The organism is Acinetobacter sp. YWS30-1 (assembly GCF_033558715.1).
In the GTDB taxonomy this organism is placed as follows: Bacteria; Pseudomonadota; Gammaproteobacteria; order Pseudomonadales; family Moraxellaceae; genus Acinetobacter.
The window spans coordinates 1,561,900-1,577,600 of the sequence record NZ_CP114606.1 but is presented as its reverse complement, the minus strand read 5'-3'; the positions used below and the strand labels follow the sequence as shown (position 1 = coordinate 1,577,600).

Sequence of the window (15,701 nt, the reverse complement as noted above, 5' to 3'; positions counted from 1 at the left end):
TCCTGTCAGCTTGTATAAAACTAGCCTTCCAGAATTCCACTGACACCTGTCACAATCATATCAATGGCAATGGTACCGATTAAAAGTGCTGCGACACGACCAACAATATCGACATAAAGGTCAATATAATTGGAATATTTGTGTTGCATATGATCATGCAGATATTTCATCAGGATCAGTAAGCTGCAGGTTAAAAATAAAGTGAAAAAGATCACCAGAATAGTCTGCATTAAACTGAGCTGTACACCAGTAATAACTGAAGCTGAAATGGTACCGGGGCCAATCATAAAAGGCATGGCAATCGTACCCGCCAGATGATTCGGCGCACCCCGCATCACCCCAATGGTATCCGCACCTTCAAAGACATAGCGATAACCAATCACCAGAAAAATCAGACCACCAAAAATCTGGAAGGATTCAAAGCGAGCATGTAGCACTTCATTGAAGAAGGCTTCACCTGTTTTCGCAAAAATGATGAAAACAATAAAGCTGATCAGGCTGCCCTGAATCAATGCCATATTGAAGACCTTTGCTTCGGAATTACGAATAATTCCGAGCATATAGATACTCATCAAAAATGGATTGAGTAACGAAAAAAACAGGGCAAAGGCATTTAAACTTGCTGACATCATTCAATCCTTCCGTAGTTGAGTGATCTTAGATTTCACGATCCGGGAAAAGTGGACGTTTACCCGGACTGATCCGGTTGATGTGCAGATACATCATATGACGTTCATATTTATCTAGAATGTCGTTAATGACTTGTTCCTTGCTATAACCGACCAGATCATTGCCCTGAGATCCTTCAAACAGGTAACTTTCCAGACGATAGTAATAGCGTTTAGTCCGTTTACCCCGTGAACTAAAGTTCGGTGTGGCATAACGTACTGGCCAGATTTGATAGACAAAGTTTTCTTCTTCATCCAGCTGAATGGTGAGATCCAGATGATACAGTTCAGGTTCTTCCTCAAGCGGTTTTTCCTGAATATTCACTTGAATACCCTTATCGGTTAACTCAGTCGCAACTGCCTCAATGGCCGGCTTGCAGACGTCATCCAGCATGGCGCGAGTCTGTGAAAGGCTTGGATGCAACATCACCCGGCTCAGACGTTTCTTCCAGTTAAAGATGTCAACATTACCGACGACTGGTGCAGCATTCAGACTGGTACTGGCCTGACGGAAATCCTCAAGCCGCAAGGATTTATACAAACCGGCCATCACAAAGAAAATCACGAAACTAAAAGGCAGCCCCATAATAATGGTAGTGTTCTGTAATGCAGTCACGCCATTCGCCATGAGCATTGCCAAAGTCAGCAAACCGATCGCAATCGCCCAGAACACACTGAGCCAGCGTGGTGAATCATGCTCAATATTAGTGAATTTAGTAGTGAAGTTCCCCAATACCAATGCCCCTGAATCCGCTGAAGTCACATAGAACAGCAAACCTGTAATGGTGGCGACACCTGCGAGAAATGTGAAACCTGGATATTGTGCCAGCAGGTCATAAAAACCATGTGCCGGATTTTCTAAAACAGTTGTCGCAAGCTGAGTATTACCATCAAAAATCACGCTGTATAAAGCACTGTTACCGAAAATAGACAACCACGTGAGGGTAAATAACAGAGGAATAACTAAAGTCCCGGTGACAAATTCACGAATGGTACGACCACGAGAAATACGTGCCAGGAACAGACCTACAAACGGCGACCAGGCAATCCACCATGCCCAGAAGAACAGGGTCCAGCTGTTCATCCATTCTTTAGGCTGCTCAAAAGGGAAACTGCTTAAAGAGAGTTTCGGGAACTGGCTGAGATAATCACCAAAATTCTGAATTAGAGCCGCTAATAAAAACTCGGTATTTCCCATAAAGAGAATAAAGAGCAGTAACCCGATTGATACATAGATATTAATTTCAGAAAGAACCCGGATACCTTTATTGACACCCGCAGTGACCGAAATAATGGTAATAATAACTGCAACACCAATTAATGCAGTTTGAATCCAGATATTTTCCGGCAAGCCAAACAGGACATGCAGACCGTAGTTCAGCTGAACCACACCAATACCGCAGGTTGTGGCAATACCAAAAATCGTACCGAGTACTGCAGCGGTATCTACTGTATGGCCAATCGGGCCATTAATTCTTTTTCCAAAAATAGGATAAAGCGCAGAGCGAATAGTTAGCGGTAAATTATAGCGATAACTGAAATATCCCAATGCAACCCCAATCAGCGCATACATGCTCCAGCCGGTCAGACCATAGTGAAACAGGGTCCAGACCATGGACTGACGTGCGGCTTCAAAGGTTTCAGCTTCACCGACTGGTGGACTCATATAATGCGACAGGGGTTCAGCGACCGAGAAGAACATCAAGTCAATCCCGATTCCGGCTGAGAACAGCATGGCCGACCAGCTCAGCAGGCTGAATTCGGGTTTAGAATGTTTCGGTCCAAGCTTGATTTCGCCATAACGTGAGCAGGCGATAAAGACAATAAAGACCAGATACAGCGTTGCCGCCAGCAGGTAATACCAGCTAAAGGTACTACTGACCCAGTTTAAAATATTAATAATGACTAGATTGGCTTGTTCATTAAATAAAATCGTGATGATAGAAAACAGCAGAATAAGCGTCGCCGAACAATAAAAGACTACCTTATTCAGACTATCTTGCACCTCTTCGTTTTTCTTTTGCATAAATCTCTGACCATCGTTTTTGTTGCCGGATGATCTACAGTGCAGTGTGATTTAAAAGCAAAAACTGGCCCTAAAGCTTCCTTTTTTTCGTGAATTACAAACTTTTGCAAATCCAAAACAAACTGCGCTGTACATCAAGGGTGAGCTGGCACTATAATTTTTATTAATTGAACGTTCAATTAAAAAAGCGTTTATGAATTGTTACATTATTCAGCTATTTGCTTTAGCAGAGTGATTTTTTATTGTTACATCCGTTATTCAGGTTAGTCCTATGCCAAAAGTTGGTATGCAACCGATCCGTCGTCAGCAACTGATCGATGCCACCTTAGCTGCAGTGAATGAGCTAGGTTTTGCAGAAGCTTCAATTAGTCAGATTGCTCAGAGGGCAGGTGTCTCAACCGGCATCATAAGTCATTATTTTCAAGGTAAAAATGGGTTAATTGAAGCCACAATGCGTTACTTATTGCAGCAATTGGGTAAATCTGTTGCTGAAATCAAGTCACAGGTGAATGACGCTCCTGAACAACGCTTACTGGCGATTGTGCGTGGCAATTTTACTGCTCCACAAACGGATAAAGCGGCCATGAAGGTGTGGTTGGCTTTTTGGGCCAGCAGTCTGCATCAGCCCGATTTACATCGTTTACAGCAAATAAACCATTACCGCTTACATTCCAATCTTAAATATGAATTCATGAAAAAGCTGAGTAAGGATCAAGCTGAGAAGGCAGCACAAGGTCTGGCTGCACTCATTGATGGATTCTGGCTAAGAGGTGCTTTAGTAAGTGGCGAAATTGATCCAGAACTGCCGATTGAACTGTGTAGTGAATATATCCGGCAACAACTCAAATAACCAATCTGCGAGGGAATTCCATTGACAACATTCAAACTGCAACGTCCTTATATCCATGGACAATATGTCGATGCAACGTCCAATAGCACGTTTCAAACTATTAACCCTGCAACAGGCGAAGTCCTGGCTGAAGTGCAGGTCTGTTCAAAAAATGATATCGATCGTGCGGTTGAATCTGCACAACAAGGGCAAAAAGTCTGGGCAGAAATGACCGCGATTCAACGTTCGCGCATCTTGAACAAGGCAGTGGCCATTTTACGCGAGCGCAACGATGAGCTGGCAAAATTAGAAAGTCTGGACAGCGGTAAAGCCTTTAGTGAAACATCGACTGTTGATATTACGACAGGTGCAGATGTACTCGAATATTATACGGGGATTCTACCGGTTCTTGAAGGCCAGCAAATCCCGCTGAGAAGCAGTTCCTTTGTCTATACTCGCCGTGAACCTTTGGGTGTTGTCGCTGGAATTGGCGCATGGAATTATCCGATTCAGATCGCATTGTGGAAATCTGCACCGGCACTCGCTGCAGGCAATGCCATGATTTTCAAAGCCAGTGAAGTTACGCCTTTAACTGCGCTGAAACTGGCAGAAATTTATACTGAAGCTGGTGTACCGCATGGTGTCTTTAATGTGGTGACTGGTAGTGGTGAAATTGGTGGTTATCTGACTTCGCATCCTGATATTGCCAAAGTATCGTTCACTGGTGGTGTTTCTACCGGCAAAAAGGTCATGGCGCAAGCTGCCAATTCTAGTTTGAAAGAAGTCACTATGGAGCTGGGCGGTAAGTCTCCGCTGATTATCTGTGAAGATGCCGATCTGGATCTAGCGGCTGATATTGCCATGATGGCCAACTTCTATAGCTCTGGTCAGGTCTGTACCAACGGTACTCGTGTTTTTGTACCTTTGGCATTGAAAGCAGCATTTGAAGAAAAGATTTTGCAGCGTGTTGAACATATCCGTATGGGTGATCCTCTCGATCCTGAAACCAATTTCGGCCCGGTTTCCAGCTTTGAGCATATGGAAAAAGTGCTGGGCTATATCGAAAAAGGCAAGATAGAAGGGGCACGCCTACTATGTGGTGGCGGCCGTGCTGAGGATGAACAATTTGCCCAGGGGGCTTATGTCCTGCCGACCGTATTTACCGACTGCCGTGATGACATGACCATTGTGCGTGAAGAAATCTTCGGTCCAGTCATGAGCATCCTGAGTTATGACACCGAGCAAGAAGCCATTCGTCGTGCCAATGATACTGATTATGGTCTGGCTGCAGGTGTCGTCACACCAGACTTGGCCCGTGCACACCGAATTATTCATCAGGTAGAAGCAGGTATCTGCTGGATCAATACCTGGGGTGAATCACCTGCAGAAATGCCGGTCGGTGGCTATAAGCATTCCGGTGTCGGACGTGAAAATGGTCTAGTCACTTTGCAGCACTACACCCAGACCAAATCGGTTCAGGTCGAACTCAGTCCTTTCCAGTCTGTATTTAGCGCATAAGGGGGATTTGATGAATTACGACTATATTATTATCGGTGCGGGCTCTGCGGGTAATGTTCTGGCAGCGCGTTTAACTGAAGATCCAGATACTAAAGTGCTATTACTTGAGGCAGGTGGTCCGGACTATCGTCTGGATTTTAGAACCCAGATGCCGGCTGCTTTGGCTTATCCTTTACAAGGACGCCGTTATAACTGGGCCTACCTGACTGATCCAGAACCCCACATGAACAATCGCCGTATGGAATGTGGTCGTGGTAAAGGTCTGGGCGGATCTTCACTGATTAATGGCATGTGCTATATCCGTGGTAATGCTATGGATCTGGAACAGTGGGCCAGCCTTAAAGGTCTGGAACACTGGAACTATGCGCAGTGTCTACCCTATTACAAAAAAGCTGAAACCCGCGATATTGGCGGCAATGACTATCATGGCGATTCAGGCCCGGTTTCAGTCGCAACGCCTAAGAATGGTAATAATGAGCTGTTTCATGCCATGGTGGAAGCTGGGGTTCAAGCCGGTTATCCACGTACCGATGACTTGAATGGCTACCAACAGGAAGGCTTCGGGCCAATGGATCGTACTGTGACACCACAAGGTCGTCGCTCCAGTACGGCACGTGGTTATCTGGATATGGCCAAAGGCCGGGATAATCTCACCATTATTACCCATGCCATGACCAACCGAATTCTGTTTAATCGCAATCAGGCGATTGGCGTAGAATATTTTGAAGGTCAAAATACCTTACAGCCGATTCAGGTCTTTGCGGATCGTGAAGTTCTACTATGTGCAGGTGCAATTGCATCTCCACAAATCCTGCAACGCTCTGGTGTAGGTCCGGCTGAGTTATTAAAAAGTCTGGATATTCCCGTGGTTCAGGATCTGCCGGGTGTGGGTGAAAACCTGCAAGACCATCTGGAAATGTACTTACAATATAAGTGCAAAAAACCGGTCAGTTTATATCCGGCATTGAAATGGTATAACCAGCCCATGATTGGCGCAGAATGGTTATTCCTGGGCAAAGGCATTGGTGCCAGCAACCAGTTTGAAGCTGGTGGCTTTATCCGTTCTTCGGATGAGTTTGAATGGCCAAACATCCAATACCACTTCCTGCCAGTGGCGATTAACTATAATGGGACCAATGCTATTCATGAGCACGGTTTCCAGGCCCATGTCGGTTCTATGCGTTCACCATCTCGTGGTCGGGTTCGCCTGAAATCCAAAGATCCATTTGAACATCCAAGCATTCTGTTCAACTATATGAGCACTGAACAGGACTGGCGCGAATTCCGGGATGCTATCCGTATTACCCGTGAAATTATGCATCAGCCCGCCCTGGATCCCTATCGTGGTGAGGAAATCAGTCCAGGCAAAAATCTGCAAACTGATGCAGAAATTGATGAATTTGTTCGTAATCATGCAGAAACAGCGTATCATCCGTCCTGTAGCTGTAAAATGGGTGAGGATGATATGGCAGTTGTCGATGGTTATGGGCGTGTGCATGAGATGCAAGGCCTACGTGTCATCGATGCTTCAATTATGCCGCTTATTATTACAGGCAACCTCAATGCAACCACGATCATGATGGCTGAAAAGCTTGCAGATCATATCCGTGGCAAGCAGGCATTACCTGCTTCTACAGCGCCTTTCTACCGGGCCCCACGCGCTTAAGTCATGGCTATATTCCTGTTGCTTATTACATCAAGGAATATAGCGAAATTTATTTTTACCCAAAGCTGGATAGGGCTGTCATCGGTTTCAGTGTTATCCATTCTTTGCTTAATATAATTTATATTTTATGAGAATTTTCAAACAAATAGTCCTTTTCGGCTGTGCTGCTGTTTCTAGTGTTTATTGTTTTGCAGATGATGCAGAAGCAAAAAAAATTGAAACCAGTGGAAACATCAGTGTAGTTTCTAAATACATCTCCCGTGGTCTGACCAATGCGCCAGAAAATGATGACGTTGCCTTACAGGCGGCGCTGAATCTGGCTTATGGTAATTTTTATGTCGGTTACTGGGGCTCAACCTTAGGTTATTCCTATCCGGAACTGGAAGGCAAGAAGTCACATCGTCGCGATAAAGTCGAACATGATTTTATCGTGGGCTATACCTATAGCAGTGAAAACTACGACTGGAATTTTTGGGATGCGACCTACTATTATCCGGGTGGCAGCCATACCACTTCAAATGAATTAGGTTTGAATGTAAGTCGTGCACTGAATGACAAGACCAGCGTCACAGCGGGTGTATCGACCTATTTATATGATGTCGCCTATGCCAATCAAGGTGATACTTTTTATACCCTGGATTTAACCCATCAGATTAATAACAAGCTTGGTGCGCATGTCGGTGCAGCAGGTGGTTATTTTAATGATGAAGGTAAATATGAAGGTAATGAGCTAGGTAATACCACAAAACAGCATGCTTTCCGTTATGCAACTGCTGGATTAAGTTATGAAGTTGCGCCGAAATTGACCTTGTCTGGTGATTATATCTTCGGTGGTTACGACCGTTTTGGTGATAAACAGCGCGATCTCGCTGTGTTTGGTATTGGCTATGACTTTTAAGTTGGATCTTGATCTGATTTAAAAGACGCATTTCGCAGTCCATAAAATCCAGTCGGGAACAGCAAGTATCAATAAAAACAGCCTGTTCCCGGCTTAAAGCCAGATTTCCTGAATATTTAATTAACAGATATTTTGATAAATCTGCAGGAAATTCGAGCAAACATTATCAATTTCATAAAATGATTCTATAATAGCGCCCATTCTTACTCGAGCTAATCCTCAAACTAACTAGTTGAAGGTTTAACCCGGGTTATTTTTATTTTTGAGTCAAATTCTCCTCCGTGATTCGGCTTGTATATTCAGATTTAGCATCTTATCTGTCCGTGGCGGCACATAAGAATATTTAGGTATCCACATGGAAATTAAGGTCAATTATCTCGATAATCTTCGTCAGGAAGCCAAGTTCGATGACTTCACGGTAATCGCCGATCAGCCGATCCGCTATAAAGGTGATGGTTCTGCGCCAGGCCCATTTGATTATTTTCTGGCATCTTCAGCTTTATGTGCAGCGTATTTCGTAAAAGTTTACTGTCTGGCACGTAATATCCCAACCGATAATATTCGTCTGTCGCAAAACAATATTGTTGATCCGGAAAACCGTTACAAACAGATATTCAAAATTCAGGTTGAACTGCCAGCTGATATTTCTGAAAAAGACCGCCAAGGCATTTTGCGTTCAATCGACCGTTGTACTGTGAAAAAGGTAATCCAGACCGGTCCTGAATTTGTCATTGAAGAAGTCGAAAGCATTGATGCTGATGCACAGGCCTTGCTAATGCCAAACTTGGCTTCTGGTCAGAGCACCATGATTCCGGGTAAGGACCTGCCGCTGGAAGAAACGATTGCCAATATGTCTGGCATTCTGGCTGGTCTGGGCATGAAGATCGAGATTGCTTCGTGGCGTAATATCGTGCCGAATGTCTGGTCGCTGCATATCCGTGATGCACAGTCACCAATGTGCTTTACCAATGGTAAAGGCTCGACCAAAGAGAGTGCACTGGCATCGGCGCTGGGTGAATTTATTGAACGTCTGAACTGTAACTTCTTCTATAACGACCAGTTCTGGGGTGAAGACCTGGCCAATGCCGAGTTTGTTCATTATCCAGATGAAAAATGGTTCCAGCCAGGTCCAAATGGCGAATTGCCAGCTGAAGTTTTAGATGACTACACCCGTGAAATTTACGATCCGGAAGGTGAGTTACTGGGTACACATTTATATGACACTAACTCAGGTAATAAAGCACGCGGCATCTGTTCACTGCCATTTGTGCGTCAGTCTGACAGCGAAACCGTATATTTCCCATCGAACCTGATTGAAAACTTATACCTGAGTAATGGTATGAGTGCCGGTAATACATTGGCAGAAGCTCAAGTACAATGTCTGTCTGAAATCTTTGAACGTGCGGTGAAACGTGAAATTTTGGAAGGTGAATTGACCCTGCCAGATGTACCAGAACATGTACTAGCCAAATATCCAAAGATTGTTGAAGGGATTAAAGGTCTGGAAGAACAGGGCTTCCCGGTACTGGTCAAAGATGCCTCATTAGGCGGTCAATTCCCAGTCATGTGTGTCACCCTGATGAACCCACGTACTGGTGGGGTATTCGCTTCATTTGGCGCACATCCAAACTTTGAAGTAGCACTAGAACGCAGTCTGACTGAACTGCTACAAGGCCGTAGTTTTGAAGGCCTAAATGATCTGCCAAAACCAACCTTCAGTTCAAATGCAGTCACTGAGCCAAATAACTTTGTTGAGCACTTTATTGACTCAAGTGGTGTCGTGTCTTGGCGTTTCTTTAGCAGCAAAGCGGATTATGAATTCGTGGAGTGGGACTTTACCAATAACGGTCAAAACAGCAATGCCGAAGAAGCTGAAGCCATGCTGAACATCCTGCAAGATATGGATAAAGAAGTATATATGGCGGTTTATACGCATCTGGGAGCAACAGCCTGCCGTATTCTGGTACCGGGTTATTCAGAAATCTATCTGGTGGAAGATCTGGTTTGGGACAATACTAACAAGGCGCTGTTATATCGTGAAGATATTCTGAACCTGCATCGTCTGGATGATGAACAGCTGGAAGCTCTGGTTGAACGTCTGGAAGAAGCAGATGAAGATGATTACACCGAGATCCGTACCCTGATCGGGATTGAATTTGACGAAAATACCGAATGGGGTCAGTTAACCATTCTGGAACTAAAACTGCTGATCTATCTGGCGTTACAGCAATTTGAAGAAGCTAAAGATCTGGTTGAGCAGTTCCTGCAATACAATACCAACACGGTTGAACGTGGCCTGTTCTATCAGTGCATGAATGTAGTGCTTGAAGTCATTCTGGATGATGAAATGGAACTGGAAGACTATGAACACAACTTCCGTCGTATGTTTGGCGATGCCCGTATGGATGCAGTCCTCGGTTCAGTAGAAGGCACAGTACGTTTCTACGGTTTAGCTGAAACCAATATGCAGCTTGAAGGTCTGGATCGTCATCTACGTTTAATTGACAGCTACAAGAAACTGCATGCAGCGCGTGCCAAGTTTGTAGCAGCTTAGTAAGTGAAGATGATTAGCTGACTTTGCTAGTCTTTAAATCTTTAAAAAAATAGCCCATCTTAGAATGGGCTATTTTTTATATTGCTCTAACATCTTAGGAGTAATTAAAAAAAGAAAAAATAAAGGGCGATCCTTGCCGCCCATTTAAATCTTAAATAACAGCTTAAATATTATTTAAAGTCAGGGAAATGTTATTAACCATATGAATCAGACGAGGACCAATCTCATTTTCCAGTTTTTCCTGATTGAGTAAATAAGTTGGCGCGCCGCAGTTAAAGGTCAGAATACCATGTTTAGGATGAATCAATGGCACTGCAACAGAGTTCACATCTTTGGCCCAATCACCGAGAGATAAGCAATAGCCATAATCCTGATAGTCACGGATGGCACGTTCTAAATTACGCTTAATGGTTGGCCATTGATCTTCATTTCTTTTCTTGATCGCATCAAATAAATATTCACGTTCTTTAACTTCCATCGCAGCCAGGCAGGCACGGCCCATCGCACTACTGTGGATTGGCAGGGTAGAGCCAACTGGACGACGCATGGTCAAAGTAGACTCTGTATGAACCACTTCCAGATAAATCATGCTCAGACGATCACGGGTTGCCATGGCAACAGGCGCTTGCGCATAACGTGACATTTCTTCCATAAATGGATAAGCCTGTGTACGTGCCGAAATATTGCTTAACGCCGCATAACCCAAAGCCAATACACCAACGTCCAACAGATATTTGGTCGTATTGGGTAACTGTTTTAGATAACCTAAAGAAACCAGCGTGCTGGTGATCCGGGCAACAGTCGGTTTTGGTAGATTAGTCAGTTGTGCAATTTCCTGGTTGCCCAGTAATTGATTCGTTGCTGAAAAACATCTGAGGATTTCTAAACCACGTGCAATAGACGCGATAAATTGTGGGTTATTTTCTCTATGAATATGTGAAATCGGATCTAAACGGATCTCATCAAAATTAGGTATTTCGCCAGTTTTATTTTTTGTCATGGTCAGAGCAATTAAAGGTAAATTAATAAATATGATAGCAATTAAATTTCACGATACAAAATAAAACACTTCTATTAATGATAAAAATAAATAAAAAAGTGCTCACTTTATCTGTATTTAAGTCAATTAGCGCTATTCAGCTAAAAATAATGCAAGATTTATAAATATTTAAGACCTGTAATGATCTTTAAGTATCTTTAGAAAATTTAAAGTGCGCTAGAGAAAAATTTCAGGGAAATGGGGCTAATCAAAACTAATATCATTAGCACGATTTAATTGAAATCTTGTTATCTCATTACGCTTTTATAGAAGGAATTATGATCTGATTCAAATCATCTAACTCTTTTCTAAATCTATTAATAATCTAAAAATTTCGCATTGTGAAATAAAATTCTAACTATAATTTTTCATTAAATCCAGAAAAATTTGCTTTTTTGGTTAAAAAATAAAATTTTTAATAATTTTTCTTGCTCAAAATGAATTTTTATGATTATTTATTTCGTATTACGAAACTAAAATTAAAGGGTAAAGGAATTTACCCAGATGAACTAAATAACATGGAGATCCCTATGATTCGCGATCCGGAAATGCTTGAGCAACTTCTTTCGACTATTCGTAACTTTGTCAAAAATGAACTAGTTCCTTTAGAACATGAAGTTGAAGAAAGTAACGCGATTCCTGAGCGTATTGTCGAGCAGATGAAAGAATTGGGTCTGTTTGGCCTAACCATTCCAGAGGAATACGGCGGTTTAGGTATCACCATGGAAGAGGAAATTCTGGTCGCAATGGAATTAGGCCGTACATCGGCTGCATTCCGTTCTTTGATCGGGACCAATAACGGGATCGGTTCAAGCGGGATCGTGATTGACGGTACAGAAGAGCAAAAACAGAAATACCTGCCACGTTATGCGACTGGTGAAATCATTGGTTCATTCTGTTTAACTGAGCCAGATTCAGGTTCAGATGCAGCATCTTTAAAAACCAGCGCGGTTAAAGATGGCGATTACTATATTTTAAACGGTACCAAACGTTTTATTACCAATGCACCGCGTGCAACAACATTTACGGTGATGGCGCGTACCAATCCTGATATCAAAGGTGCAAGCGGCATTTCTGCATTCCTGGTAGAAGCGAATACACCGGGCCTAAGTCTGGGCAAAATTGATAAAAAAATGGGTCAACACGGTTCATACACTTGTGACGTGATTTTTGACAACTGTAAAGTTCATAAAGATCAGTTGATCGGTGGTGTTGAAGGCATTGGCTTTAAAACTGCAATGCGTGTCCTGGATAAAGGCCGTCTGCACATTGCTGGCTATAGCGTAGGTATGGCAGAGCGTATGCTGGAAGACGCTTTAAATTATGCAGTGGAACGCAAGCAGTTCGGTCAACCGATTGCGAGTTTCCAGCTTATCCAAGGCATGCTGGCAGACTCTAAAGCTGAGATTTACGCAGCCAAATGTATGGTTCTAGATGCTGCTCGTCTGCGTGACGAAGGTAAGAATGTGACCACAGAATCTTCATGCGCGAAAATGTTTGCCACTGAAATGTGTGGCCGTGTAGCGGATCGCTGTCTGCAAATTCATGGTGGCGCGGGCTATATCAGTGAATATTCAATTGAACGTTTCTACCGTGATGTGCGTTTGTTCCGTCTGTATGAAGGTACAACTCAAATCCAGCAAATCATCATTGCACGTGAAATGATTAAACAAGCAACCGCTTAAGCAGCAAATTTTAGAATATTGGAAATATTAAAATGAGCACAAGAATTAGATTTGACTGGCAAGATCCATTCTTACTGGAGCAGCAACTGACCGAAGAAGAACGCATGATCCGTGACAGCGCGCATGCGTACTGTCAGGATAAGCTGATGCCACGTGTACTAGAACAGTTCCGTCATGAAAAAACTGATCCCACCATTTTCCGTGAAATGGGTGAGCTGGGTCTGCTGGGTCCAACCATTCCAGAGCAGTATGGTGGTGCAGGTTTAAATTATGTCAGCTATGGTCTGATTGCCCGTGAAGTAGAACGTGTGGATTCCGGTTACCGTTCTATGGCCAGTGTGCAAAGTTCTCTTGTGATGGTGCCAATCAATGAATTTGGTTCTGAAGAACAGAAACAGAAATATTTGCCAAAACTGGCGACCGGTGAATACATCGGTTGTTTCGGTCTGACTGAACCAGATCATGGTTCAGATCCGGGCAGCATGATTACCCGTGCGAAAAAGGTGGATGGTGGTTACCGTCTGACGGGCGCGAAAATGTGGATTACCAACAGTCCGATTGCTGATGTCTTTGTGGTTTGGGCAAAAGAAGTGTCTCCTGAAGGCAATGTCGGTGATATTCGTGGCTTTATTCTAGAAAAAGGCTGGGAAGGGCTTTCTGCACCAGCGATTCACGGTAAGGTTGGCCTGCGTGCTTCGATTACCGGTGAAATCGTGATGGACAATGTTTTTGTTCCAGAAGAAAACGCGTTCCCGGAAATTCGTGGTCTAAAAGGTCCATTTACCTGTCTGAACAGTGCCCGTTATGGTATTGCCTGGGGTGCGATGGGTGCAGCTGAATTCTGTTGGCATACAGCGCATCAATACACCATGGACCGTAAACAGTTCGGTCGTCCATTGGCTGCGAATCAGCTGATCCAGAAAAAACTGGCGGATATGCAAACTGAAATTGCGTTGGGTCTGCAAGTGGCTTTACGTTTTGGCCGTATGAAAGACGAAGGCATTGCTTCAGTGGAAGGTACTTCACTGATCAAGCGTAATAACTGTGGTAAAGCCTTAGATATTGCCCGTTTAGCGCGAGACATGATGGGCGGTAACGGCATTTCTGATGAATTCGGTGTGGCACGTCATCTGGTAAACCTGGAAGTGGTCAACACTTATGAAGGTACCCATGATGTACACGCCTTAATTCTAGGTCGTGCGCAAACAGGTATTGCTGCTTTTTCCAACTAAATGCAGATCAACTTCTAGCCAGCATTGCTGGCTAGTTTGTTTTGGCTGACTTTAATTAAAGTCAGCCAATCCAGTTCTGGGATAGATTTTAAAAATCTAGTCAGATTCAGAATTAAAGATCAATCAAACCCTTTATGTTTCATTTAATTAATTAGGTGAAACATAAACTTCTAAAGGGCACAGGAGTGCCAGCAAAGTGTAAAGGACATTATGAATACGCTTAATTCACAACAAAACCTTCTACCAGAAGAAAATATGCCTAAGAAAAAGGTCTGGATTCTGGCTTTTATCTTTTCATTTTTAGCATTATTGGTAGATGGTGCAGATCTTGCACTATTAGCCTACAGTCTAACCAGCCTCAAACAAGAATTTTCTTTAAGTAGTATTCAGGCAGGTGCACTCGGTAGCTGGACACTTGCTGGTATGGCCATTGGTGGCTTTTTTGGTGGCTGGGCCTGCGACCGTTTAGGCCGGGTACGTACAGTCGTTATTTCAATTCTAATCTTTTCAGTATTAACTGCGGCCTTGGGCTTTACCCAAAACTATGAACAATTTGCTGTACTACGTTTCCTGTCTGCGTTCGGGATCGGGTCTTTATATATTGCAGCCAGCACACTGATGGCTGAATATGTACCAACCAAATACCGGACTACAATTTTAGGTACCTTACAGGCAGGTTGGACGGTTGGTTATATCGTAGCTACTGTATTGGCAGGTTGGATTATTCCTGAATATGGCTGGCGTACACTGTTTTTTGTCGCGATTATCCCATCCGTTATGGCGATTTTTATCCAGAAACTGGTTCCTGAACCTGAATCGTGGCAGCGTGCAAGATTACTGCGTTTATATGCACCCGCTGAAGAAACCACCAAACGGCCTGTTAAGAAAAGTACCGTCAAAGAAATCTTTGCAGATCCTGTGAATCGCAAGATGTTTATTTTATGGATTTTCACGGCTGGTTTTCTGCAGTTTGGCTATTACGGTGTAAATAACTGGATGCCAGCTTATCTAGAATCTGAATTACATATGAACTTTAAATCAATGGCGGGTTATATGATCGGAACCTATGTTGCCATGATTTTTGGTAAAGTTCTGGCCGGTTTTGCTGCAGACCGTTTAGGTCGACGCGCCGTTTTCTCGTTTGGCGCGATTGGTACAGCGATTTTCTTACCGGTAATTGTGCTGTTCAACACCCCGGATAATATTGCCTATCTGCTGATTTTCTTTGGCTTCCTCTATGGTATTCCGTATGCAATTAATGCCACTTATATGACCGAAAGCTTTGCCACTTCGATCCGCGGTACAGCCGTCGGTGGTGCTTATAATGCAGGACGTATTGGTGCGATGTTTGCACCTGCGATTATTGGTGCAGCAGCGAGTGGTGGTTCAATTGGCTTGGGCTTCCTGATTATGGGCGGTGCCTATTTCTTGTGTGGTGCAGTGTCTGGGATCTTTATCAAAGATCGTCAATATGACCCACAAAAAGCATAATGATCATTTTAAACAATGATGTTAAAAATGAGCCTCATAAGGGCTCATTTTTTATCTATTTAACCCGAATCGCGGATAAAAAATTGACTTGAAAA

11 protein-coding genes are annotated in these 15,701 nt (G+C 43.4%); 8 read left to right on the top strand and 3 right to left on the bottom strand.

The genetic code is table 11. From position 1 onward, the window contains the following. Positions 1 to 20 precede the first annotated feature (20 nt). A complete protein-coding gene (locus tag O4M77_RS07385) occupies positions 21 to 629 on the bottom strand; it encodes a MarC family protein (protein ID WP_159122944.1) in 609 nt (202 codons plus the stop codon). Between the two features lie 28 nt (positions 630 to 657). Continuing rightward, the gene (locus tag O4M77_RS07380) at positions 658 to 2,694 is read right to left on the bottom strand and encodes a choline transporter (protein ID WP_159122945.1); all 2,037 of its coding nucleotides are present in this window, start codon (positions 2,692 to 2,694) and stop codon (positions 658 to 660) included. Between the two features lie 271 nt (positions 2,695 to 2,965). Here O4M77_RS07380 and betI point away from each other — a divergent pair, with 271 nt between their 5' ends. The 5 genes from betI (at position 2,966) to O4M77_RS07355 (ending at position 10,159) form a co-directional block, all read left to right on the top strand. Further along, on the top strand, positions 2,966 to 3,544 hold the full coding sequence (betI, locus tag O4M77_RS07375; protein ID WP_005235723.1) for a transcriptional regulator BetI: 579 nt from the start codon (positions 2,966 to 2,968) through the stop codon (positions 3,542 to 3,544). 21 nt (positions 3,545 to 3,565) lie between these two features. Then, the gene (betB, locus tag O4M77_RS07370; RefSeq protein ID WP_323713259.1) at positions 3,566 to 5,041 is read left to right on the top strand and encodes a betaine-aldehyde dehydrogenase; all 1,476 of its coding nucleotides are present in this window, start codon (positions 3,566 to 3,568) and stop codon (positions 5,039 to 5,041) included. A 10-nt stretch (positions 5,042 to 5,051) separates the two neighbouring features. Continuing rightward, complete coding sequence (betA, locus tag O4M77_RS07365; RefSeq protein WP_034585192.1) at positions 5,052 to 6,707, top strand: choline dehydrogenase; 1,656 nt, start codon at positions 5,052 to 5,054, stop codon at positions 6,705 to 6,707. Positions 6,708 to 6,834: 127 nt separating this feature from the next. Further along, positions 6,835 to 7,605, top strand: coding sequence for a hypothetical protein (locus tag O4M77_RS07360; RefSeq protein ID WP_323713258.1), 771 nt, complete (start codon positions 6,835 to 6,837; stop codon positions 7,603 to 7,605). Positions 7,606 to 7,960: 355 nt separating this feature from the next. After that, the gene (locus tag O4M77_RS07355; RefSeq protein WP_323713257.1) at positions 7,961 to 10,159 is read left to right on the top strand and encodes an OsmC domain/YcaO domain-containing protein; all 2,199 of its coding nucleotides are present in this window, start codon (positions 7,961 to 7,963) and stop codon (positions 10,157 to 10,159) included. A gap of 163 nt (positions 10,160 to 10,322) precedes the next feature. Here the strand turns inward: O4M77_RS07355 and O4M77_RS07350 are convergent, their stop codons facing one another. Next, positions 10,323 to 11,159, bottom strand: a complete 837-nt coding sequence (locus tag O4M77_RS07350; protein WP_004785687.1) for an IclR family transcriptional regulator — start codon at positions 11,157 to 11,159, stop codon at positions 10,323 to 10,325. Between the two features lie 569 nt (positions 11,160 to 11,728). On the opposite strand from O4M77_RS07350, the gene O4M77_RS07345 reads away from it, so the two are divergent. The 3 genes from O4M77_RS07345 (at position 11,729) to O4M77_RS07335 (ending at position 15,606) form a co-directional block, all read left to right on the top strand. Further along, positions 11,729 to 12,883 carry an acyl-CoA dehydrogenase family protein gene (locus tag O4M77_RS07345; protein WP_323713256.1) on the top strand — a complete coding sequence of 385 codons (1,155 nt, stop codon included), beginning with the start codon at positions 11,729 to 11,731 and terminating at the stop codon, positions 12,881 to 12,883. Positions 12,884 to 12,915: 32 nt separating this feature from the next. Further along, positions 12,916 to 14,115 (top strand): acyl-CoA dehydrogenase, encoded by a 1,200-nt coding sequence (locus O4M77_RS07340; RefSeq protein ID WP_005235711.1) that lies wholly within the window; start codon positions 12,916 to 12,918, stop codon positions 14,113 to 14,115. Positions 14,116 to 14,370: 255 nt separating this feature from the next. Beyond that, entirely contained in the window at positions 14,371 to 15,606 is a 1,236-nt protein-coding gene (locus tag O4M77_RS07335; RefSeq protein ID WP_323714094.1) for an MFS transporter, read from the top strand. The last annotated feature ends 95 nt before the right edge of the window (positions 15,607 to 15,701 follow it).